Source organism: Paucibacter sp. M5-1 (assembly GCF_027498415.2).
In the GTDB taxonomy this organism is placed as follows: Bacteria; Pseudomonadota; Gammaproteobacteria; order Burkholderiales; family Burkholderiaceae_C; genus Roseateles_E.
This window is the reverse complement of sequence record NZ_JAPZLM020000001.1, coordinates 5,088,203-5,111,393: the sequence shown is the minus strand read 5'-3', so window position 1 is coordinate 5,111,393 and position 23,191 is coordinate 5,088,203. Positions and strand designations below refer to the sequence as shown.

General features: G+C 65.0%; 19 protein-coding genes and 2 pseudogenes. 16 read left to right on the top strand and 5 right to left on the bottom strand.

What is annotated here, in order from left to right; all coding sequences use genetic code 11:
• Positions 1–99: 99 nt before the first annotated feature.
• Together O5M90_RS24275 and O5M90_RS24270 are read right to left on the bottom strand one after the other, a co-directional pair.
• Positions 100–573: a hypothetical protein gene (locus tag O5M90_RS24275; RefSeq protein ID WP_262971032.1), complete on the bottom strand. Its 474-nt coding sequence runs from the start codon at positions 571–573 to the stop codon at positions 100–102.
• Positions 574–649: 76 nt separating this feature from the next.
• Complete coding sequence (locus tag O5M90_RS24270; RefSeq protein ID WP_269837778.1) at positions 650–1,432, bottom strand: hypothetical protein; 783 nt, start codon at positions 1,430–1,432, stop codon at positions 650–652.
• 2,261 nt (positions 1,433–3,693) lie between these two features.
• Here O5M90_RS24270 and O5M90_RS24265 point away from each other — a divergent pair.
• The 16 genes from O5M90_RS24265 (at position 3,694) to O5M90_RS24190 (ending at position 19,115) form a co-directional block, all read left to right on the top strand.
• On the top strand, positions 3,694–4,008 hold the full coding sequence (locus O5M90_RS24265; protein ID WP_440402399.1) for a hypothetical protein: 315 nt from the start codon (positions 3,694–3,696) through the stop codon (positions 4,006–4,008).
• 16 nt (positions 4,009–4,024) lie between these two features.
• A complete protein-coding gene (locus tag O5M90_RS24260; RefSeq protein ID WP_262971034.1) occupies positions 4,025–4,501 on the top strand; it encodes a lytic transglycosylase domain-containing protein in 477 nt (158 codons plus the stop codon).
• 63 nt (positions 4,502–4,564) lie between these two features.
• A complete protein-coding gene (locus O5M90_RS24255; RefSeq protein WP_262971035.1) occupies positions 4,565–4,861 on the top strand; it encodes a TrbC/VirB2 family protein in 297 nt (98 codons plus the stop codon).
• A gap of 18 nt (positions 4,862–4,879) precedes the next feature.
• The gene (locus O5M90_RS24250) at positions 4,880–5,212 is read left to right on the top strand and encodes a VirB3 family type IV secretion system protein (RefSeq protein ID WP_262971036.1); all 333 of its coding nucleotides are present in this window, start codon (positions 4,880–4,882) and stop codon (positions 5,210–5,212) included.
• Complete coding sequence (locus tag O5M90_RS24245; RefSeq protein WP_262971037.1) at positions 5,196–7,697, top strand: VirB4 family type IV secretion/conjugal transfer ATPase; 2,502 nt, start codon at positions 5,196–5,198, stop codon at positions 7,695–7,697. Before O5M90_RS24250 ends, O5M90_RS24245 begins: the two co-directional genes overlap by 17 nt.
• Complete coding sequence (locus O5M90_RS24240) at positions 7,694–8,113, top strand: hypothetical protein (RefSeq protein ID WP_262971038.1); 420 nt, start codon at positions 7,694–7,696, stop codon at positions 8,111–8,113. The genes O5M90_RS24245 and O5M90_RS24240 overlap by 4 nt, the downstream gene beginning before the upstream one ends.
• Before the next feature lie 9 nt (positions 8,114–8,122).
• A complete protein-coding gene (locus O5M90_RS24235; RefSeq protein WP_262971039.1) occupies positions 8,123–9,145 on the top strand; it encodes a type IV secretion system protein in 1,023 nt (340 codons plus the stop codon).
• 26 nt (positions 9,146–9,171) lie between these two features.
• On the top strand, positions 9,172–9,876 hold the full coding sequence (locus O5M90_RS24230; protein ID WP_262971040.1) for a type IV secretion system protein: 705 nt from the start codon (positions 9,172–9,174) through the stop codon (positions 9,874–9,876).
• A 52-nt stretch (positions 9,877–9,928) separates the two neighbouring features.
• On the top strand, positions 9,929–10,690 hold the full coding sequence (locus O5M90_RS24225; protein WP_269837779.1) for a virB8 family protein: 762 nt from the start codon (positions 9,929–9,931) through the stop codon (positions 10,688–10,690).
• Positions 10,687–11,616, top strand: a complete 930-nt coding sequence (locus O5M90_RS24220; RefSeq protein ID WP_269837780.1) for a TrbG/VirB9 family P-type conjugative transfer protein — start codon at positions 10,687–10,689, stop codon at positions 11,614–11,616. The genes O5M90_RS24225 and O5M90_RS24220 overlap by 4 nt, the downstream gene beginning before the upstream one ends.
• Positions 11,613–13,046: a type IV secretion system protein VirB10 gene (gene virB10, locus O5M90_RS24215; protein WP_269837781.1), complete on the top strand. Its 1,434-nt coding sequence runs from the start codon at positions 11,613–11,615 to the stop codon at positions 13,044–13,046. The genes O5M90_RS24220 and virB10 overlap by 4 nt, the downstream gene beginning before the upstream one ends.
• A 4-nt stretch (positions 13,047–13,050) precedes the next feature.
• Complete coding sequence (virB11, locus tag O5M90_RS24210) at positions 13,051–14,151, top strand: P-type DNA transfer ATPase VirB11 (RefSeq protein ID WP_269837782.1); 1,101 nt, start codon at positions 13,051–13,053, stop codon at positions 14,149–14,151.
• Positions 14,148–16,157 carry a type IV secretory system conjugative DNA transfer family protein gene (locus tag O5M90_RS24205; protein ID WP_269837783.1) on the top strand — a complete coding sequence of 670 codons (2,010 nt, stop codon included), beginning with the start codon at positions 14,148–14,150 and terminating at the stop codon, positions 16,155–16,157. The genes virB11 and O5M90_RS24205 overlap by 4 nt, the downstream gene beginning before the upstream one ends.
• Before the next feature lie 12 nt (positions 16,158–16,169).
• Entirely contained in the window at positions 16,170–16,835 is a 666-nt protein-coding gene (locus tag O5M90_RS24200) for an OmpA family protein (protein ID WP_269837784.1), read from the top strand.
• A gap of 22 nt (positions 16,836–16,857) precedes the next feature.
• The gene (locus O5M90_RS24195; protein ID WP_269837785.1) at positions 16,858–17,997 is read left to right on the top strand and encodes an LPD7 domain-containing protein; all 1,140 of its coding nucleotides are present in this window, start codon (positions 16,858–16,860) and stop codon (positions 17,995–17,997) included.
• An 8-nt stretch (positions 17,998–18,005) separates the two neighbouring features.
• A complete protein-coding gene (locus O5M90_RS24190) occupies positions 18,006–19,115 on the top strand; it encodes a DUF1173 family protein (RefSeq protein WP_440402397.1) in 1,110 nt (369 codons plus the stop codon).
• A 246-nt stretch (positions 19,116–19,361) separates the two neighbouring features.
• On the opposite strand, the gene O5M90_RS24185 is transcribed toward O5M90_RS24190, so the two are convergent.
• From O5M90_RS24185 to O5M90_RS24175, 3 genes and pseudogenes are all read right to left on the bottom strand, one after another.
• A complete protein-coding gene (locus tag O5M90_RS24185) occupies positions 19,362–20,783 on the bottom strand; it encodes an amidase (protein ID WP_269837787.1) in 1,422 nt (473 codons plus the stop codon).
• A pseudogene (locus tag O5M90_RS24180) lies at positions 20,783–21,592 on the bottom strand (alpha/beta fold hydrolase); the annotation flags it as partial. The pseudogene O5M90_RS24180 and the gene O5M90_RS24185, both read right to left, overlap by 1 nt.
• 123 nt (positions 21,593–21,715) lie before the next feature.
• A pseudogene (locus O5M90_RS24175) lies at positions 21,716–23,176 on the bottom strand (M81 family metallopeptidase); the annotation flags it as partial.
• Positions 23,177–23,191: the final 15 nt, after the last annotated feature.

Sequence of the window (23,191 nt, the reverse complement as noted above, 5' to 3'; positions counted from 1 at the left end):
GGGCTCTCCTATGCCTGTGACGCCCAACGGACTACCTCAGCCACGCCGTTAGGCGTCGGCTGCAGCACAGGGCTAGACCGATTCTGTTCAGGCATAGATTTAACCAGTGGTGTACCAGTAGAGCGCGACGTAGCTCCTCTGATTGGCGGCGAACGCAAACGAGTTGATCGAGCCGTCCAGGTCAAAGATCGCATATTCGGGCTGTAGATCCGGATGCGCTGCGCGCAAGGCATCCAACATGTCGACTGAACCTTGAACATGAGTGTTGGCAAGGCCGCGCCATGCATCGCAGTGCTCAAGTTCACCCCCAGCAGAGCGCACTACAGCTCCGACGAGCATTTCGCGAATTTCTGACCGAGAGTAGTGGAAGAAGTTGAGAACGCGGAAGACGGCTGCAGCAATGAACTGTTCGACATGCGCCACTTCAGATCGCGGGGCACAGAAGGCCAGTCCTTCATGCGTCTCACCGCCGCGATTGTTGAAGTAGTGCTGGGACCACGCTGAGTACGGCGTGAATTCGATTTGATCGAACCAGGCAATGACCCTGGAGGTAATCTCATTTTCCTCGCGCATGGTGGTCAACGTTTGACATGAGAGGCGGCGCAAGGGCGTAGCCCTTGTGACGTCCTCTCGATGGAAGGGTTGGGCGTCATTGCGGGCCTCTGCCAGGTTTGAGGCTTGAATAGCAAGCCAAGAGCACCGAGCGTTCATCATTCGACAGAATGTCGTTGCTTGCCCCAACACCCATACATGCGTGCAACAAAGCAGAGAATGCTGAAGCCCACATGGGTTGGAAGATTTGCTCCTCTTCATCAACTACAAATGCGGCATCGCCTTCGAGCTCTTTCGCTCGCTTTGTAGTGACAGAGTGGAGAACAGTGAAAGCCGGGCCAACTGGGGATCTCGAATTCCCCGCAAAGACGGCAAGCGTATCGCGGTGGTCTTGACCGCGATGAGGGTTACTCGGTTCGACTTGTGCAAGCCAGCGGTTCCACGCTGCAGAGAAAACTTCATCGGCGCCCCGATCTCTTCGCTCGGCTAGAACATCTCGCTGTCCAATGGTCAGTTGAGATGCATTCCAGAGAACTTCTTCTATGGCGTGTCCGTTTGTGCCGAAAAGCGTGGCTGAGGGAAGTTCACGTTCTATGCGAACTGCGGTAGCTCGAACATACGTGGCACCGGCTCTCGGCTGTTCGCCGGCTCGACGAAGAATCTGGACTTCCCAGAGCTTGCCTGGCCAGCGAGCGACTACGACCGAAGACAAAGATAGATCGACAACGATCCACGGTGGCTTATCTGTGAACGTCCCAACGGTTAACCCAGGAGTCACCCCGGCAAACTGCGCAGGCTCCTCTGCGGAAACGTAGGCAAATCCAAGCAGATCGCTTCTGGCTTGGTCATTGCGCTGAAAGAGCGATAGCAGCGATTTCATGACGCTCAACGTTCGAGGTAAGCGGGCGACGACGGCAGGCCGCCAAGCCCGCGCGATGCAGGATAAACCACAGCAGCGCGCGGGCTTGGTGGCCTGCCGGCGGCGCTCCGCTTGACCGAGGGGTTAGGCCTCACTGTCACGGCCTCTCTGTGCGCCGCATCGAAGGGCGCGAACGCCGTTTACCTAGCATGCCCTTGGTCCGTCCTCAGGCTGGGCCAGCCTCAGACCTCTGCGTCGTAGACCTCTCGTGCGAGCGCTGCGGTCAGCTTTGCGCAAAGCTTTGTGATCCACCCCCGAAAGAGCAACGGATCAATGTTTCCCGATACGAGCAGACCGCTTGGCTCAACTGAGGCCGCAACGAACCGAGCACTGTTAAGTGGTCCGAACCAGCATGCCACCTCTTGCCCTTCGATCCATTGGTCCATCTGTCGGTATACGTTCATCACCTTGCTCCACTCAGACTCGGACAGGTCGTAGGGCAAGTTGAGGGTGATTGATTGTTCCATTTGTACTGGCAGTCGTTGCAGCGCGGACTCTGGCGCAGAGGGTGGTTGTGAGGCCTAACGTCCGAGCTGAACCGCGAGCGCAGGTAGGCTGCGTAAGGCCCAGAATGAAATGAGGGCCTGGAGCGGCCTGCCGTAGCGAGTCGGCTCGAGCGAATGGTTAGAGCGCATTTCGCCTCGCCTTGTTTGGCGCAACGAAAAGCTTCCAAGACACCGCAGCTGCGCCAACCAAAAATGCGCAGAAGACAGAAGCAAGCAGGCCATCCTGCACTACTAGGTTGCAACATGCCTCTGCTAGCCATACTGCTGCAAAGAGCCAGACAAGCGACATGGCGATCGTTCCGCCGATGAACAGAATGGCTTTGGATAGCATGAGAGACGAATTCGTTGCGCTCTAACTTGGTTGTATACCTATTGTTAACGATTCTTGCCTAAGATTTGAGCATGCGACCGTATCGAGCAGCCACCGGGGCAGAACGCGATGCTCGTGCCGAGCAGCGGTTGAACCTCGCAGAGGACATAGCGCCGGCGCGGCCCCTCGTTGCCGGCGAGGATCGACTGCAGCCGTTCGATTGGAGCTTCTCCTGTGGCGGTGTCTCATGGTCTTTGCACTTCGAGCCGAATCCAAGAGATGTAAGGCAATGGCGGGTTTTTAGAGACGGGCAGCCCTGGATGTGTGCGGGCCTTGAGCGGGTTTGGCGAGCTATGCAACGCGAGATGAGTCCTGCGATCGGCCGGAAGCATTGGCGCTGATCGGTGGAAGGGCACTCATCTGCGCTGTCTCGCCGGCCGAAAAGGCGACCTTGGCGAGTTACCGGTTTTGGCCGGCAGCGCCAGTACGCCGCCACGACGGCGAGCGGTCGTTCGGCTCGTGATCCTCGTCAGATCCCAATCTGATTCCACGGCCGAGGCGGATGTTCGCAGCCGGCCAGGAGCTGGCGCTCGTGAAGGGCTGCAGTACAGCATCTCGCGGCACCGATAACTCTGGCGAGTCTTCGCAATCAAGGTCAACCAACGCAACGCAGGTCGGCTCGAGACTGATCGCGACGGCACATCTAGGGATGCAATGCGACTGGCAAGCGGCGCCGCGTGCTGATAAGGAAGTGATCAGCTTTCCCACGCAACATTTGCAGCGGATATCCGTCCTTTTGATTCCCGCGAAGCGTGTCATACGCCCACCTATCCCCTTCCAAGACCCCGAGTGGCTTGAAGCCGGCCACGCTTGCGCCCAGAGCAAAGCCGCCAACTCCGGCAAAGCTCAACTGCACGCATCCGACACATCAAGAATTTTGTCTAGGTGTAGCTCGGTAGGCCTGTCGCCTTCAGGGTCTGGAGCACACCGAATCGCTCCGGCGCGATCCAGCAGCGCGACGAATTTTCGTAAAAATTCATCGCGTGAGCAGGCCGTTTTGGCACCTAGAGTTTCCACACAGGACGCAACAACGCGCCCTGCTGCGAAACCCCAAGGTCCCGACAACAGCCTGCTCCGCCATGAATGCCTGCCCGACCTCCGCGCCTCGCAGCCCAGCCAGAAAGCCTGAGGTTGCTGCGCTCACCTCCCGGACTTACGGCACAGCTGCGACTCTGGCAACTGCCGCCGCGCTGCTCAGCACCAGTCTCCCTGCCGCATCCGTCGACGGATGCCAAGTCTTGCTCTGCCTCGCCGCGCCGAGCTGGCGCGCGATCCCCCAATGCGTGCCCACGATCACCCAGCTACTGCGCGACCTGGCGCGGGGCAGAGCTTTCCCCTCCTGCGCAATGGCCGGCAGCGGCAACGTCGCTGACCATGCCTGGGCCAGCGCGCCCAGCCACTGCCCGCCCCAGTACACACGGGTCGTTGATGGCCCGAATGGCCCCCGCTACTACTGCAACTACACCGGAGCCGTATCCGTCACCATCAATGGCGCGGCCTTCGCCCGCACCTGGTGGGCCATGGACGGCAACACGGTGACCGAGTTCAGCCCCGCCGCCAAAGCCCAGCTCGGTCGCTGGGACACGCAGTTCGATGACGACTACGCCGCCTGGCTCGCCACCCAGCCGCCGCCGGCCCCACCGGCTGAGCCCAGCAATTGATGAGGCGTGGTTCACCATGGATGCCGCCACCTTCCTCTCGCTGACCATGGCCTGTGCGCCTCAGCTTCAGGTCGACACGGCACGCGCGCTGGTCAGCGTTGAGAGCGCCTTCAACCCGTGGGCCATTGGCGTGGTCGGCGGTGCGCTGGTGCGCCAGCCCCGAAGCCGCGCTGAAGCCCTGGCCACCGCTCGGGCTTTGCGGGCCCAAGGGTGGAGCTTCAGTGTCGGACTCGGCCAGATCAACATTGGCAACTTCGACCGATTGAAGCTGACGGTCGACACGGCCTTCGAGCCCTGCACCAACCTGACCGCTATGCAGACGGTGCTGACCGAATGCATGGCCCGGGTCCCTCAGCCCTATGGCTCGCCGCGAACAACGCAGACCACACTGCGACAGGCGCTGTCTTGCTACTACAGCGGCAACTTCGTCACCGGGTTCGCCCACGGCTATGTGCGCCGTGTGGCCCGCGCCATGCCCCGCGCTCCGCCGTGATCACCTCCGGCTGATGTCTCACTCGTCGATACGCGTTCCCCAACACCGCAGGGAGGTGATCTCATGCGCCCGAATTTCCACACCAGCATGGGCCCCAGCGCCCGCACCGCACTTGCTGTCTACGTCCTGCTGTGCTGCCAACTGGCGGCAGCGCAGGGCTTCGAGAAGGTAAACACCACCGTGATGAACGTCAATGCCATCCTGGTGGTGGTGTCCGTTGCCGTGGTCACCATCGCCATCATCTGGGCCGGCTTCAAGATGATCTTCCAGGCGGCGCGCCTGTCGGATGTGGCGAACATCCTGATCGGCGGCACGCTGATCGGTGGCGCCGGCGCGTTTGCCGCCTTCATCGTCAGCTGAGCCCTGGCGGTGACTGCGATGCAAAGCGAAGCCATCTTCAAGGGCGCCACGCGGCCGGCCACGGCCTTGGGCGTCCCGCTCACGCCGCTGGTGCTGCTGCTCGGCGCCGGCATGCTGCTGATCGTCTGGGGCGGCATCCTGGTCAGCTGGTGGATCGCGATGGGTGTCCTGCTGGCCGTCGGCCCCGCATGGCTCTGGATGCGCATCGTCACCGCGCAGGACGACCAGCGCTTCCGGCAGGCGTGCCTCGCCTTGAAGCTGCGCCTGCACGACCGCAATCGCGGCTTCTGGCGCGCTCGCAGCTACACCCCCACCCTGTACCGAGGAGCCCGCGATGCTTGGCATGTCTAGCAGCACAAACGAAGCACCACTCTGGCCGTGGCGCCGCAAGACCCAGCCCCGGCACTGGGCGCGCGCACGCGCGGAAAACCCCGTCGCCGCCTTCGTGCCCTTCTCCTCGCTGCTCAGCCCGCACGACGTGATCACACGTGGCGGGGACTATTTGCGGGTCTGGCGCCTCGATGGCATCGCCTTCGAGTGCGCGGACGAACACCAGATCGCGGAGCGCCATGAGACGCTGTGCAACCTGCTGCGCAACCTCGCCGGCGGCCAATGGGCCGTGTGGACCCATCGGCTGCACCGCCGCGTTGCCGATCATCTGCAAGACCCGCAGGCACCCGGCTTCGCCCGAGATCTGTCCCAGGCCTACCAGGCCAGGCACGCTCAGACGCAGCTGAGCGGGCGGCCGATGATGAGCAATGAGCTCTACCTGACGCTGGTCTACCGGCCGAACTCTTCGCGCCTCGGCCGCGCACTGCGCGCCAGGCCGCGCTCGCGAATAGCGATTGCCGAGGCCAAGACCGAGGCCATGCGCGTGATGGAAGAGCAGTCTGCGCTGGTGGCGCGGGTGCTGCGAGGCTTCGGCCCCAGGCTGCTTGGCGCCCGGCATCAGGGTGGGCGCCCGTACTCCGAGCTGGCCGAGTTCCTCGGCTATCTGGTCAACGGGCGCTCGGACCCGGTGCCCTTAGCGGCCGGCCCGCTCTACCGAACCTTGCCAACGGTCCGCCTGTTCTTTGGCGGCGACAAGCTCGAACTCCGGCATGGCGACACGCGCCGCTACGCGGCCCTGATCGACATCAAGGAGTATGCGGATGCGGTGGAGCCCGGCATCCTGAACGCGCTGCTGTATGAGACCAGCGAGTTCATCGAGACGCAGAGCTTCTCGATCCTGCCGCGCCGAGATGCCATGCGGGCCCTGGAGCTGCAGCGGGATCAGCTGATCGCCAGCGAGGATGTGGTGGCGAGCCAGATCGCCGAGATGGACACAGCGCTCAATGACCTCGGAGATGGCCAGTTCTGCATGGGCGAGTATCACTACAGCCTGGTCGTGTTCGGCGAGGACCTGGCGGACGCAGGCCGGCGTGCCGCGCAGGCCATCGGCGCCGTCGGCGAGGCGTCGAGCCTGCAGATGTCGGCGGTGGACCTGGTGGCCGATGCCGCCTGGTTTGCGCAGATGCCCGGCAACTGGCAATGGCGGCCCCGGGATGCCAAGCTGTCCTCACGCGCCTTCGCAGCGCTGGCCAGCGCGCACAACTTCGCCAGCGGCAAGCGCGACGGCAATCCCTGGGGCGAGGCCCTGGCCCTGTTGCGCACGCCTTCCGGCCAACCCTTCTATCTGAACCTGCACAGCAGCCCGGAGGGCGAAGACTCGGCGGACAAGAAGCTGCCAGGCAACACGCTGATCATCGGCTCCACCGGTGTCGGCAAGACCACGCTGGAGATGTTTCTGCTGACGCTCACGCGCAAATGGGACCCGGCGCCACGGCTGGTGCTCTTCGATCTGGACCGGGGCTGCGAGATCGCCATCCGCGCGTTGGGTGGCCGCTACTTCACGCTGGAGGCGGGCAAGCCCACCGGCTGCAATCCGCTGCAACGCGAACCCACGCCAGCACGGATTCAGTTCTGGGAGCATCTGGTGCGCATCTGCATCGCCAGCGCTGCCCTGCCCCTGCTGCCTGCGGACGAGCACGCCATTGCCGCTGCGGTCCGGGCCGTGGCGATGATGCCGGCACCGTTGCGCCGCTTCTCGACCGTTCGACAGAACCTGCCCAAGTCCGGTGAGAACAGTCTCTTCGAGCGGCTGGGCCGCTGGTGCGAAGGGGGAGCGCTGGGCTGGGTGTTCGACGAAGCCGACGACCGGCTTCTCGACCTGCAGGCGGAGGCGATCATCGGATTCGACACCACCGAGTTCCTGGATCTGCCCGAGGTCCGTACGCCGGTGATGATGTACCTGCTGCAAGTGATGGAAGAGCTCGTTAGCGGCGAGCGGCTCATCTATGTGATCTCCGAGTTCTGGAAGGCCCTTGACCACGAGATCTTCAGCGACTTCGCCAAGCACAAGCAGAAGACCATCCGCAAGCAGAACGGCCTAGGCATCTTCGACACGCAAAGCCCGTCCGATGTGCTGCGCCACCCCATTGGCCGCACGATGATTGAGCAAAGCGTGACCAAGATCTTTCTGGCCAATCCCGAGGCCTTGCGAGAGGAGTATGTCGAGGGCTTCGGGCTCACCGAGGCCGAATTCGACATCATTCGAGGCCTCAGCGCGCAGGGCGGGCGGCGATTTCTAGTGAAGCAAGGTCATGCCAGCGCGATCTGCGAGCTGGACCTTGCCGGCCTGGATGACTTCATCGCGGTGCTCTCGGGTACCACCGACAACGTCGCCCTGCTCGACGCCGTGCGTGAACGCCATGGCAACGATCCGTTTCAGTGGCTTCCAGTTTTCCGGCAGGAAGTTCAGGATCGAAGGCTTCGCAATTCCGGGAGAGCAGCATGACTGCAGTTCAGCATCTCGCCGCGCTGACCGCGCTGGAACTCGCACTGGCACTGGCGGCCAGCTGCGCCTACGCGCAGTTCGTCAAGGGCAATGAGGCGGTCGGCCTGAACGCAGATGGCACGGCCAGGGTCGAGACGCCGCCGCTGCCCAAGGCGACGCTGGGAAAGCCCTGCCCTGCGACCAATCCCGCCTGCACGGCGAGTGGTTGGCGCATGCTCGAAACCAAGGATGGTCTCCGCGAATGCACTGAGTTCTATGCCCGGCCGGGAACCTGCCGCGCCTCGACATACGGGATCGAGCAGAGGCCCAGGCGTTGGATCGTGAAGTCCAAAGGTCTGTGGCTGCAATGCGAACGGCCGGACCTGGGCAGCAGGTGCATCAGCCTCAGCGCGTTGCCCAACACCGTCATTCAGTGAGCAACCATCATGTTCGCCTGGGTCGGGTCGCAATTCGACAGTGTCTTGAACACATATGTCATCAGCGTCGCGGCGGCGCTGATGTCGGCGATCACGCCCGTCGCACTGTCAGCGATGACGATCTGGATCGCGCTGTTCGGCTGGGCTGTGCTGCGCAACGAGATATCGGACACGGTCCCGGCCTTCGTCTGGAAGGTCTTCAAGATCGGCCTGGTCCTGGCATTCGCTCTGCAGTCCGGCGTCTACATCAGCCATGTGGTCGACACAGCCAATGCGCTCGCGACCGGTGTAGCCACCACCTTCTTGCCGGGGGCGGCGAATCCAAACGCGATCTCCACCCCATACGCCATTCTTGACGCCTTCAACGAGCGCGCCAGTCAGCTCGTCGTCGATCTGCTGAAGGATGCAGGCATCACGCGCCTCGACCTGGTGTTCGCGGCCATCGTCACCGCCTTCGGCAACGTCATCTTTCTCTGTCTGGCGCTGTTCGTCGTGACGCTCGCCAAGGTGTTCCTCACCTTCACCTTGGCGGTCGGTCCCCTCTTCATCCTCTGTCTCGCCTGGCGGCCTACGGCCCGCTTCTTCGACAGCTGGCTATCCATGGTCCTGAACGCGGTAGTGCTCGCCTGGTTCGCGTTCTTCTCGCTGGGCCTCAGCGCGTCCATGGGCGAAAGGCTCCTGGAAACCATTCAGGATCAAGGCGGCTTCCTCGGCCCGACCTTCAACGTCGTCGCCGAATCCCTGACGTACTGCATTGTGATGATTCTGATGGCCATCCTGTGCTTTCAGGCGCCGAGCCTGGCAGCCGCACTCACTGGCGGCGCCGCTGTGCATCAAGGCGTCCAGATGATCCAGAACATCATGATGGTCTCGGGGCTGCGCTCGCGGTCGTCCACAAGAGGACCAGCCGGCAACATTCCTCAGGGCGGCGTTGCCCGCACCGGCACCGGCGCTGCCTACACCCTAGGCCGAACAGTCGGCACGGCGCGGACCGCCGCCTACAAACTCGCCGCGATGCGCGGCCAGGTGTGATCTCCCTCCAGTTCAGGAGCATTGCCATGCATAAACGTCACAGCATTTTCATCGCCGTCTGCATCATTGCCAGCGCACTCAGCTCACAGCGAGCGCGGGCTCAGGGTATCCCGGTCATCGACGCCGCTAATCTGATCCAGACCATCCAGCAGGTGATGAACGACATCACCGCGATCAACAACCAGGTGCAGCAGATCGTTCAGTTGCAGGAGCAACTCAGCAGCATCAGCGGCGTCCGCAATCTCGGCGATGTCTTCAACAACCCGCAGCTGCGCAACTATGTGCCGGCCGAGGCCTACACCCTGATCAATGCGGTCGGCACCTCGGGATACTCCGGCCTCAACACCACGGCCAAGACGCTGCGTGACCGGCACATGGCCTACAACTGCCTGGACCGCAGCGGTGACGAGCAAACACGCTGCCAGGCCGAGCTGGCCCAGCCCTACCAACAGAAGGGCCTGCTGCAAGACGCGATGAAATCTGCAGCGGGTCGGCTCACCCAGATCCAGTCCTTGATGCGCCAGATCAATGCGACGGACGACCAGAAGGCCGTGCTGGAGATCCAGGCGCGCATCGGCGCGGAGAACGCGCTGCTGGCCCACGAGATGTCCCAGCTGCAGATGCTGCAGGGCATGTCGGACGGCGAAGAACGCATCGCGCGGTCGCGCGAGCGAGAGCGTCAGTACCAGATGCTGAGCCGCACAGGGAAGGTCGCCGACTACCTGCCCTGAACTTCAACCCCTGCCCCAGCCGCGCGACCGTGCGGCCTTGAGAGGACCCGTCATGAGTGCATTCCTGATGCCAGGTCGCGCCGCCGCATTGCCCGACCTCATTGAACACAGTGATGATGAAGCAGCGAAATCGAGCAGCGCCAATGCGGCCTGGGAGATTGACCGCGCGCTGATGCTCGAGTCATCTGAGCGACGCGCCTGGTGGGTCGCATGCGCCGGGATGCTGCTCGGACTGACCGGGATCGCCACAGTCTTTGTGCAAGGCCCGCTGCGGCAGGTGGTCGAGGTCCCCATCGTGGTCGACCGGTTGACCGGCGAAACCACCATCCAGCAGCGGCTGAGCCTCGAAACCGTGCCCGCGCTGGAGGCGCTGGACAAACACAACCTGGCCCGCTTCGTCCGAGCGCGGGAGGGCTACAACTGGATGTTCCTGCAGCGCGACTTCGATCAGGTCGCCCGCATGGCCGTGCCGGCGGTGTTTGCCGACTACAGCCGCCAGTTCGAGGGTGAGACTGCCCTGCAGAAGAAGGTCGGCGCAGCCGAGGACTGGCGCATCAATATCGTCAGCGTCCGACTGTCTGCCGCAGGCCGCAGCGGGAACAGGGGCGAGGCCACGGTCACCTATGACAAGCTGGTGCGTGTCGCGGACCGCAATCTGCCGGACGTCAGCACGCGCCACGTCGCCAGCATCGTCTTCCAATACCAGCCTCGCGTCCTCGCCAAGGAAGCGGACCGACTCGAGAACCCCTTCGGCTTCGTCGTCGTCGCCTACCGGTCCGATCCCGAGATCGCCACCGCAGGAGCCCGGCCATGAAGGCGACTGCGCGCCTGGCGATGTTCTGCGGCCTGCTGCTCGGCAGCGCCGCTACCGCCCAGGGGGCCTCGCCCCAAGGAACCGATGCCCGCCTTCGCGAGGTCGTCTACGACCCCAATACCGTCGTCACGGTACCGGTGAAGCGTGGCGTCGTGACCCTGCTGGTGCTCGACGCAGATGAGGCCATCTCCGAGGTGGGCGCGGGCCTTGGCGGTGACTGCGCCAAGGCGGAAGCGGCCTGGTGCATCGCGGCACAGGCCGGCGGACGGACGGTCTTCATCAAACCCAAGAGCACGGCGGCCGCAGCGAACACGCTCGCGGTGGTCAGCAACCGGCGCATTCACAACTTCCGGTTCCTGGTACTTGCTGACGAGGACCCGAGGCCTTCGGTCTACCGCCTGGTTGTCAAGGCGCCGCCCCCTGCTGTCCGCGTGGCGCCCTCGGCCAGCCAGCGGTCCATGCCAACGCTGAACGTCCCGCTGCTGCCGCTGCCACAGCGACCTTCGGCCGAGCAGCTCGTGTCAGAGCGTCTGCAGGCGAAGCCGGCAGTGCGGAACACCCAATACGCCCTGGCCGAAGGCGATGACTCCCAGGACATCGTGCCGATCCTGGTTTTCGATGACGGCCGCTTCACCTACCTGAGATTCCCGGGGAACCGCGAAGTTCCGGCGGTGTTCCACGTGCTGGGCGACGGCAGCGAGACGCTCGTCAATGCACGCATGGAGGACGATCTGCTGGTGGTCGACCGGGTCAGCCGCCGGCTCATGCTGCGCGCTGGCGCCGCCGTCGTAGGGCTTTGGAACGAGGCCTTCGATCTCGATGGCGTGCCGCCCGAGCAGGCAACGACGGTGCCAGGGCTGCGCCGAGTGCTGAGGCCGGTAGGCCAAGCAGACCCTCGGTCCGATCACACCGGAGGTGCCCCATGACCGAAGAATCATCACGCATCGATGGTGACGCTGGAACCGCGAAGCCTCCCGGCTCGGAAGGGAGGACCTTCACCCCTCTGCCTGGAGAAGCAGGACTTCCAAACGTCGCGGCCCAGCAGCGGCAGCCGGTGTCCTGGAAGGGGGTCCTGGCGGTCGTGCTGCTCGTCAGCAGCTCAGTGATCGCGTCGGCCGTCGCCATTCAGCGCTGCACGGCCAGCGCCACGAAATCCGGCGCGGACGACGGCAGACTGGTCCGCGACAAACCGGCTGCGGCAACCACCGAGCCCCGCAGGCTCGACTTGGCGAACGCAGCGTCAGCGACAGCAGGGACGGTGAAGACGCAGGACTCAGCCCCGCCAGCGCAGAAAGTGCCTGCGCTGGTGCCGACCGAAGATGAACTGGCCGAGCCGATCGGCGTGCGCCGCACGGGATCGACCGCAACGACTGCGCCCGGCGGCAAGCCGATCTCGCCGGAAGATGCGCCCGTACTCCTCGTCAGCACCCGGCCCAGCAAGGTGGCGACCATGGGCGCCGCGCCGCCTGCGATCGAGGCGCGTGGACACGGCGATGCGACAGACCCCGACACGGGCAATCCGCAGGATCCGCTGTCGGCCACATCCCGCAATCTCCAGCGCTATCAGCAGCAGCTTCAAGGCCTCCTGGACAACCTGACCCGAACAGCCGACCAGGCCCAGAGCGGAAGCAGCTTGCCGGCCTCGCCACCGTCCGGATCACCCTCGTCAACAGCACTCGGATCACCCCCATCCACCGGTCTGTTCGGCGGCCAGCTCCTCGGTTCCGTGACGCCGAAGAAGATGGCGAAGCAGCTCGGCCACCGCAGCTTGACCTTGCCCAAGGGCACCTCATTCACCTGCGCCCTGAAGAGCCGGGTGGTCACAGCGAGCTCCGGCATGATCGGGTGCATGGTTCAGCGCCATGTGTACGGCGACGACGGCCGCGTGCTGCTGATCGAGCGGGGCTCCCACCTGGACGGCGAGTACCGTGTCACCACGGTGCGTCCGGGCATGGTGCGCATCCCCGTGTTGTGGACGCGTGTGCGCACGCCGCTCGGCGTGACCGTGGACATCGATTCACCGGCGACCGGCCCGCTCGGCGAATCGGGCATCGACGGTCATGTCGACAAGCGCTGGAGCGAACGGATTGGCGCTGCCATGCTGCTCTCGCTGATTGACGACTCGGTGAAGCTCATCATTCAAGAGCAGACCAAGGACCACCAGGGCGACACCATCGTGCTGCCGTCCACCACGGCCAACAGCAGCAAGCTGGCCGAGAAGGTGCTGGACAGCACCATCAACATCCCGCCGCTGATCTATCAGAACCAGGGCGGCATCGTCGGCATCTATGTCGCACGAGATGTCGACTTCTCCAGCGTCTATGCGCTTGAGCCCACCGGCCCAACTCGGCCCTGACGCCATGGCCGAACTTCAGCCTCACGTTCTGCCCAAGGGTGCTGGCGGTGCATCCGAATGGCAGGGAGATGCGACATCGGTCGTCGAGTTTCTGCGCCCGCTACGCGAACAGCTGGACGAGCCGGGCGTGCTGGAAATCTGTATGAACCGCCCCGGCGAGCTGCTCGTGGAGCGAACGGACGGATGGCGGTCGGTGGCCGCGCCGGACATGACGATCGAGCGCTGCCTGTCGCTGGCAACCGCGGTGGCCACCTTCTGCGATCAGCAGATCAACCAGGAGCGGCCGCTGTTGTCGGCCACGCTGCCGTCCGGCGAGCGCGTGCAGTTCGTCATCCCGCCGGCCGTGCCGCGCGGCACGGTCTCGATCACCTTGCGCAAGCCGGCATCACTGATCAAGGGCCTGCAAGCCTTCGAGCAAGAAGGGCTGTTCGAACGCACGGTCTGTGCGGAGACGGTCGGCGGCGAGATCCAACCCTTTGAGGCCGAGCTGATCCAGCTCAAGGAAGCGCATCGCTACGCCAACTTCCTGCGGCTCGCCGTCCAAAAGCGCCAGACCATCGTCGTCAGCGGCCGTACCGGCTCGGGCAAGACAACCTTCATGAAAGGTCTGATCGAGGAGGTCCCCCAGCAGGAGCGCCTGATCACGATCCAGGACACGGCCGAACTCACCCTGCCCCACCACCCGAACGTCGTTCACCTGTTCTACAGCAAGGGCGACCAAGGCACTGCCCGCGTGACGGCCAGATCGCTGCTGGAGGAGGCTTGTCTGCGCATGAGACCGGACCGCATCTTCCTGGCGGAAGTCCGCGGCGAAGAGTGCTTCCAGTTCGTCCGTCTGGCCGCCTCGGGCCACCCCGGCAGCATCACCAGCGTCCACGCCGGCAGCTGCACGCTGGCCATCGAACAGATGGCGCTGATGATCCGCGAGTCGGGTGCCGGCGGTGGCATGACCATGGACGAAGTCAAACGGCTGCTCTGCCTGGTGATAGACGTCATTGTGCAGTTCGACCGGGACGAGCGGGGACGCTTCATCTCCGAGATCCACTACGAGCCCCGCGCACGCCGGCTGACGCGGCAGCGCGACCGACCGGGAACCACACCATGAACAGGCCGGGAGCCCTGCCCTCCTCCGCCTGGTCAACTGGCCGAAAGATCTGTGCCGGGCTATTCGCACTGGCCGCGTATGCGGTCCTGGGCTGCGCGGCCCTGTACCTGTCCGGCGCCCTGTTCCTGCTGCTGGCCAAGGCGAACCCGGCGCAGGCCAGGTTCACCAGCATCGTCCAGTACTGGCAGCTCTACGCCGACGATCCGCCGCTACGAAAGAAGCTCCTGGCGGCCGCCGGCGTATCCGCAGGCGGCTTGTTGGTGGTTCTGCCGCTGGCACTGGTCGCGGCAAGCCATCAGCGCCGCCCGCTTCACGGCAGTGCCCGGTTTGCCACGGCGGCCGAGGTGCGCCTTGCGGGTCTGACCGGCGCGCAGGGGCCGGGCATTCTCGTTGGACGGCACCATGGCAAGTTCCTCTCCTTGCCGGGACAGCTGTCAGTGATGCTGTCCGCACCGACACGCAGTGGCAAGGGCGTGGGCGTCGTCATCCCAAATCTGCTGAACTGGCCCGACTCGGTCGTCGTGCTGGACATCAAGGGCGAGAACTACGCGATCACGGCCGGCTATCGGTGTGCCTGCAGCCAGCCGGTGTATGCGTTCTCGCCCTTTGATGACGACGCGCGCAGCCACCGCTGGAACCCCTTGACGGCGGTGCGGACGAGTGAGTTGCACCGGGTGGGCGATCTGTTGAACATCGGGCAGGTGTTTTTTCCGAACGACGGCAGTGGCAGCTCGTCCGAGGCCTTCTTCAACGACCAGGCTCGCAATCTGTTTCTCGGCCTGGGGCTGCTGCTGCTCGAAACCCCAGACCTCCCCCGCAGCATCGGCGAGATGCTGCGGCAATCCTCTGGCAAGGGCCGATCGCTGCGAGAGCACCTGGCCGCCTTGATGGTGCATCGCCGCAAGTTGGAGAAGCCCCTGTCTGACGAATGCAGAGATGCCCTGCAGCGCCTGCTCTCCAACTCCGACAACACCATGTCCAGCATCGTGGCCACCTTCGTGGCGCCGCTGACCATCTTCGCGGACGCCATCGTCGACGCCGCCACCAGTGCCGACGACTTCAGCTTGGCGGATGTGCGCCGCCAGCGCATGTCCGTCTATGTTCGCATTCCGCCGCATCGCCTGGCCAACGCGCGACCCCTGCTGTGTCTCTTCTTTTCACAGCTGGTCAGCCTCAACACCCAGCAACTGCCGGAGCACAACTCAGAGCTTCGCTATCAATGCCTGCTGGTCAACGACGAGTTCACGGCCATGGGGCGCGTGTCCGCGATCACGAACTCGGCGGCCTTCCTTGCCGGCTACAACCTGCGCCTGCTGAGCGTGGTGCAGGCCATGTCCCAGCTCGACGCGGTGTACGGCGAGAAGGAGGCACGGACCTTCGCCACCAACCACGGCCTGCAGATCCTGTTTGCACCTCGGGAGCAACGCGACGCGAACGAATACAGCGAGATGCTGGGCAGCTTCACCGAACAGGCAACCTCCAGGGGTCGCAGCAGATCCTTCAACAGCCAAGGCAGCTCGACCGTCAGCCGCAACGACAGTGATCAGCGGCGCGCCCTGCTCTTGCCGCAGGAGTTCAAGGAGCTGGGAAGCGAGCGCCTGGTGGTGATCATGGAGGACTGCAAGCCCATTCTTGGCGAGAAGATCCGCTACCACCGTGACGCGGCGTTCCGCAAGCGCCTGCGGCCAGCGCCTGAGGTGCCTCGTATGGACATGGACTGCCACCTCGCCCAGGTCCAGCAGCGCTGGCGTTATGCGCCCGATGAACTGGCGCCCGGCGAGAAGCTCGGCATCGATTCACTGGCTTACGACATTTCGCAGTTGCCCACTGACTTCGATCTGCCGCCTGAGCAAATAGCCGCAGCGCTGATCAAGTTCTTCACCCCGGCAACGCCCGAGGCGTCAAGCACTGGCGGCACGATCGAGCCGATGGCCGAAGAGGGCGGTGGCCTGATCACAAGCCCCGAACCGCAAGCAGACCGAGCACCCGACCTCACACAGCTCTGAAGGGAGACGACCATGCGACCAACGATCCTGCTCACGCCCTTGCTGCCCTGGCTAGTGCTGGTGGCATCCTGCAGCGCACCGCCCAAACCACCCTCGGTGGACGAATCACGCAAGCGACCCGCGAACACGGCCATGGCCGTGGAGTTGCAAGTGTGCAAGAACGATCTCCAGAACACGCACCTGCGGGCCACAGACTCCGGGCGCGTCGCCGAGGCCCATGCCGTCACTCAGGCCAATATCGCGGCGCTTCAGAAGGCGGTGATCGACCTGGATGTGCGGACGCAGGCGACGCAGACCGAGCCCAACCGCGTCTTCAGCGTGCGCTTCGACTACGGCAGCGCCCGAGTCGACATCCCGCCAAACATCTCAAGCGAACTGGTCAAAGAGGCGAAATCCGCTCCGCTGATCCTGCTGCGCGGTCGCACCGATGGGCACAAAGAAACACCAGCCGAGAGCAATATTGCGCGGGCTCGTGCCGCAGCGGTGCGCGACTACCTGGTGGCGGCGGGCGTGAACCCCACACAGATCAGGGCGACCTATCAAGCCATCGGCGACCACGCGGGGGACAACCTAAGCGCGAGTGGCCGCGCGCTGAACCGTCGCGTCGAAATCGAGATCTACCGCGCCATGCCGGTGGCGCTGGCCGCAGCCGCGCCGACCACCCTCTCAGCGCGATGAACAGCATAAGAGAGAGTTCATCATGGACGAAGACCATTCCTCGAACCATCGCGCCAAGCCGAATAGTGGCGGCACCGTCGAGCCTGCCAACCGTGCGGCGCTTACCAAGGCGCGAATCCAGGCATCGCATCCCGAACCCCTCGAGCGCTTCGAGCTTCGCGATCCCTTCTTTGACGTCACTTACCGTGCGACAAGCTTCGACGAGATGAGCGCCAGGGCCGAACAGTTGGGCGCCAGCCGCTTCACCGCCATCGACGCAGGCGGCTTGCGCACGCCGGTCCAGAAGATCAACGGCGAATGGCATCGCGGCGCGCCGCTGCCCGCCTTGCCCAGGTTTCCCTCGGATCCGATGACCACGCGAGACGACATACCCGACCTGGCCGACCGATCCGCAGGCTCAGTGGCCGGACCCGCTGCAAGCAATCCCCAGGCGCCAGACAAGGCGACGGCCAAAGCCATTGCGAAGATCGATGCTCAGGCCGAGCCAGCCGCCATGGTCGCTCGCATCGAGAGTGCGCTGGCGCAGCGCTACGTAGTCAAGCATGCGCCGGTGATGGTCGGCGACTTGAAGATCGGCAGCACGGAATACCGCTTTCGGGGGGACAGCTCACGGGTCGCATTCACCGAATCGACCTTTCTGCTGGCGACCGACAGCAACAGCCCGTCTGTGGCGCGTTCGATGCTGGACCTGGCACAGGTCCGTGACTGGAAGGGCCTGCGCGTCTCAGGCGCCAAGGACTTCCGGCGCTTGGTCTGGCTGGAGGCCACCATGCGCAGCGTGAAAGCCATTGGCTATGAACCCAACCCCGCCGATCTGGAGTTGCTCAGGCGCGAGCGCGAGGACAGGCAGACCAACCGCATCGAGCCGACGCGCGATCTCGGCAGCAGCGACGCCACGGCCCCCCATGAAAAATCATCGGCTCGGAGCGGTGGCCGCAAGGCCGTCGTCGCCGCCATCGACGCTGTACTGATCGCAAAGAAGGTGCCGCAGGCCAAGCGCCAGGCGGTGCTGGCTGCCGCGACAGAGCAGTTGGCTCGCAGCGCCACCATGCCGAAGATTAAGGTCTATGACAGGAGCGCAGAACGGAAAATGCAGATCCCTCCTCCGGCACCCGATTTCAACCGGGGGCAGGACCGAGTCGCTCCGACGCGTACCCGGTAAGCGCAGCCATGATTGCCTTCGCCAGCGATCAACGCGTGCCCACCCTGGACATCGAAGGAACACTGCTCACGCCTTCCTCTCCAGGCTTTGCCGAGGCCATCGCGCAGGCGTACAGCAGGCGGCGACGGCCCCGATGCCTCTGTTGTCCCGAAGGCATCGAGATGTATGTCGCTCGACTGGCTGACGGCTACATCGTCAAACGGATGCCCGAGACCGGAGGCCGACATTCGCCGGATTGCACCTCCTTTGAAGCGCCCGCCGAGATCTCCGGACTGCAACACCTGCTCCGCAGCGCGATCAAGGAGGACCCCAACACCGGCATGACGACCTTGAGGGTCGGCTTCTCGCTATCCAAGCGCCCAGCACGAACCACGCCTGCCCCGTCCAGATCGCCCTCCGGCACCGCTTCGAGCATGGTCACCCGGCTCTCGTTGCGCGGGCTGCTGCATTACCTGTGGGACCAGGCCGAACTGAAGCGCTGGCACCCTGGCTTTGAGGGGCGGCGCTCCTGGGGCGCGGTACGTCGCCAGTTGCTGCAGGCGGCCGAGCAGATGTTCACCTGCGGCGAAGCTCTGGCGACCAGGCTCTATGTGCCAGAGCCCTTCTCTGTCGAGCACAGGGACGCGATCATCGCCCGACGCAGGGACATGTGGGGCTGCGCCGGTGGGCGTGAAGACGGTCGTCAGCGGCTGCTCCTGCTGATCGCCGAGGTCAAAGAGATTGCGCCGGCCAGGCTCGGCCACAAGGTCGTCATCAAGCATGTACCCGATGTCGCCTTCGCCATGGACGATTCTCTCTACCGCCATTTGCCGCAGCGCTTCGCAAAAGAACTTGAGCTGTGGAGTGGTTCAGACAGCATCCGCCTGCTCATGATCGCGACGCTGATGATCAGTGGCGCGGGCCTGCCTCATCTTGTCGAGCTGAGTCTGATGACAGTCACAGCGCAATGGCTGCCGGTCGAGACAAGCGCGGAGCAGCAACTCGTTGAAGGGTTGGTGAAGAATCAGCGTGCATTCTTGAAGCTGCTGAACTATGACCTTCGATCGGCTACAAAACTTGCGAGCGTCGCGTTGACAGACCGAGGCGCACCCGCCCCCCTATTGTTCACTGGCGGCTGAGAGCCGGCAGAGCAAGGTAAAACTGGCTTGCTTCTCGTGACAGCAATTTATGCAGAGATCATTGCAATCACAACGATTTTTGACAACATATCTACACCATCTCACCGAATCAGCAAGTCGCTGCTTCCGCCGCGCTAGGCGTCTGGCGTAGATAGCGTCATGACTTGAACTAAATTCTGCTCTACGAAGGCTGGAGTTCAGTACCGATGCAAGCAAACCCAACCGAGCCTGCATCACCGTCACTCGCTAGCGCGACCATACCTGCGGATGACGCTGCTGCCACGCGAAGACCTGCTCCAGCGCGCCGGCCAGGCCCAGCAACAGCTCATCCTGGCCGGGCATGGCCATCAGCTGCACGCCGACCGGCAGGCCCGATGCCGTCTGATGGACCGGCAGGCTGATGGCGGGCGCGCCGCTGAGATTGGCCCAGGGTGTGAAGGCGCTCCAGCGCAGCATGGCTTCGCTCGATGCGCGACCGTCATCCAGGCGCAGCGCACCGCTGGGCAGGGCAGGCGCGCTGCTGGTGGGCGTGAGCAGCACATCGGCGCCAGACTGCCACTTCAGCCAGGCGCTGGCCGCAGCCGCCAGACGCATCATCGACTGGGCATAGCGCTTGCCGGTGGTCGCCTCGGCGTTCTCGATGTACCAGCGCGTGTAAGGCATCAGTGCCGAGCGGCGTTCCTCGCTCACCTGGGCCTGCACATGCAGGCTCAAGCTCACGCCGATCACATCGCACAGCGGCTCCATCAAGGCCCAGATGCGCAGTGCCGGCGGCAGCTGCACAGTCACGATCTCGTGCCCCATCGCCTCCAGTGCCTGTGCGGCCTCGGCGCAGGCCTGCAAACAATCGGCATGGACCGTGGCCTCGTCGCTGCCGGGGTCTGTCAGCAAGCCGATGCGCAGGCGGCCTTGCGGCGGGTTGCGGGCGGCCACCCGGTGGGCATCGACTGCCCAGGGCGCCTGGCGCCACAGCTCGCCGGGGCCGATGGGGCCGACTGCATCGAGGAACAGCGCCGCATCGCCGACCGTCCGGGCCACCGGCCCTTCGCTGCCGAGCTGGTACCAGGCCGGCAGCACCGAGGGGATGCGACCGCGGCTGGGCTTGATACCGACCAGGCCGCAGTTCGACGCCGGCGTGCGCGTCGAGCCCAGGCCATCGCTGGCATGGGCCATAGGCGCCAGACCGGCCGCCACCGCAGCCGCCGCACCGCCGCTCGATCCGCTGGCCGACAGTCCTTCGCCATACGGGCTCAGCGCCGGTGAGGCCAGCTGCGTCTCGGTATAGCAGCAGGGGCCGAACTCGGGCGCATGGGTCTTGCCAATCAGGATGATGCCGGCCTGGCGCAGCCGGCCGACGACGCCGCCATCCTGCTCGGGCACCCAGCCGGCGATTGCCGCGCTGCCCAGCGAGGTCGGAAAGCCGGCGGTCGGATGCAGATCTTTCAGCGGCAGCGGCAGGCCATGCAGCAGGCCCGAGGGTGCTTGCGCGTCCGCCCGCCGCGCCGCATCCATCGCCTGCTCGGCGAACACAGTCACGAAGGCGCCGAGCGCCGCGCCATGGCGCTCGATGCGCGCCAGGTAGTGGGCCACCAGCTCGGTGGAAGAGATCTCGCGACGCTGCAGCGCCGCGCACTGCGCCTCGGCGCTCAGCTCATGCAGCGCGGCCATCAGCGCTCCATCCGCCGGCCCGGGTCCGACGCGATCTGCGCCATCAGCGCATCGATCTCCTCGGCAACCTGGGCAACAAAAGGCGGCAGCACCGCAATGCTCATGTGCTCGGAACCGGCCAGCTCGCGGACGCGGCCACGCGTCGACAAGGCCGCATGCGCCTGCTGATAGCCCGGCCAGCGCTGGTAGACCGTGTCCAGGCCCTCGATGCCGGTCGGCGCCGGCGGCTTGGGCGCCCACAGCACTGACAGCGGGCGATCGCCCAGATCGGGTGCGGCCGCCGCCTGGCGCCCGACCTGCTGCAAGCCCAGCACCTCGTAGAGCATCGCGTCCACCGCCTCGGGCGTGACGGTGGACTTCACCTGCTCGGCGACCTCGGGCATATCGGCACACACCGCATCGATCATCGCGAACTCCGGCGGCGGCGGGCCGCCGGCGCGCAGCTTGACGCGCTTCGCGCGCTCGGCGGCCATCTGCGCGGTGGGCGCCTCGTTGTAGAGCGCGAACTGGTCCGGGTGGCTGGCGTCCAGCATCATCAGGCCAGCCACCTGCTCGGGGTAGAGGCCGGTGTAGACGCGCATCAAGAGGCCGCCCAGCGAGTGGCCGATGAAGAGCAGCGGGCCGCGCACGCCAGCCGCTGCCAGCAGCGCATTCAGGCGGCGCGCATTGCGCTCGGCGTCCAGCGGCTGCGCATCGGGTTGGCTCCAGCCCAGGCCCGGTCGGTCATAGCTGCAGACCGGGTACTTGCGGGCCAGTGTGCGCTGCAGGCGCGCGTAGACCGGCGAGACGGTGCCGGCGCCCGATTCGATCACGATGGTGGGCTGGCGCGGGTCGGTGGGCGCGGGGCCGCTCAGATGCAGATGCAGGCGCAGACCGTCGATCTCGTAGAGCCGGCCCGGGGGCTGCGCCGCTGGCGCGACCCAGTGCGGGTCGGCCACCCGCGGCCAGTAGTCCAGGCTGCGCACGCGGTAGGGCAGGCGGGCGAAGTCGGTGTTCACCGTGCCGGGCGTGCTGACATAGAAGACCGCCTTGGCCAGCGGCGCGAAGCGCGCATGGAAGTGCTGGGCCGATTTGACGACGATCAGCTTCTTGTTGCCGAGCACTATGCCCAGGCCGGTGAAGAGCTGGGGGTCGAGCACCTGGCTGCGCTTGCTGATCAGCGCGATGTCGATGCCCCCAGCGAGCCGGACCCAGACGCTGCGCCCGAGCGCCATGCGGTCGTCGGCGCCATTCAGACCGGGTTGATAGAAGTCCTCGACTACCGCCATCACCGTCACGCTCAGATCGAGCGGTTCGCCCGAAGCCGGGCCGCCCTTGCCGCCCAGGCGCAGATCCACGTGCGCGCCGACGCCGGCATCGCTGCAGATCTGCACCGCGCCCAGATCCCAGAAGCCGCCGATCGCGACATCGGCTATGCCCTGCGCCAGCACCTCGCGCAGGATGAATGTGCTATCGCTCATCGCGCCGCCGCCGGCGTTGTCGGCCACATCGGCCAGCACCACGGGACCGCCCTGCACTGCCTGCGCCTGCACCAGCGCGTCGCCGACACTCAGGTTCGGCGTGCGGGTCTGCTCGCGCAGCGACCAGAACTCGCGGCCCAGTTCCTCGGCCAGTGCGGCCGCCAGCGCCGCATCGTTGTCGGTGGTCACCCAGAGCTTGGCGCCGCCCTCGGCCACATCGGCCCAGGGGAAGCCATGGCCCAGCGAGACCGACAGCACGCCGGGCTGCTGCTCGACGGCCTGCATGCGCCGCACAAAGCCGGCCATGGGTTCGCGCGTCGTGTGCCACAGGCCCACCATCTTGCAGTCGAACACGGCCGTGCTCGGCTTGACAAGGCCCTGTGCCGCCTTGAGCACAATGTCGAGCACCTCGCGCAGGCGCGGCAGCGCATCGGTGTGCGGATACTCCTTGTAGGCCACGATCACGTCGGCCGAGCGCTGCATCAGCGGGGTGTAGTGGCAGTGCAGGTCCAGCTCCACGCCGATGGGCACGGTAGGCCCGACGATGGCACGGGCCCGCTCGATCAGATCGCCCTCGCAATCGTCATAGCCGTCGGCCACCATCGCGCCGTGCAGCACCAGGATCACGCCGTCCAGCGGCCCCGCCGCATGGGCCGCCTGCAGATCGGCCAGAATCTCGTCGCGCAGGCGCTCGTAGACCGCGCGCACCGTGCGGCCCAGCGGCATCGCGAAGGCGGTCGTGCTTTCGACCAGTTCGTGGCCCTGCTCGGCCAGCCAGCGGCGCAGCATCAGCGGGTAGAGGCCGAAGCCCTGCGGGTCGCGCGTGCTGGCATCGCCGCGAAAGATGCCGTACTCCCGGAAGCAGCCCCAGCCGGTCGGCGAGGCGGCAAAGGTATTGGTCTCGGTGGCGAGAAAGGCGGTGAAGAACTTCATGGTGGCGGGATTTCC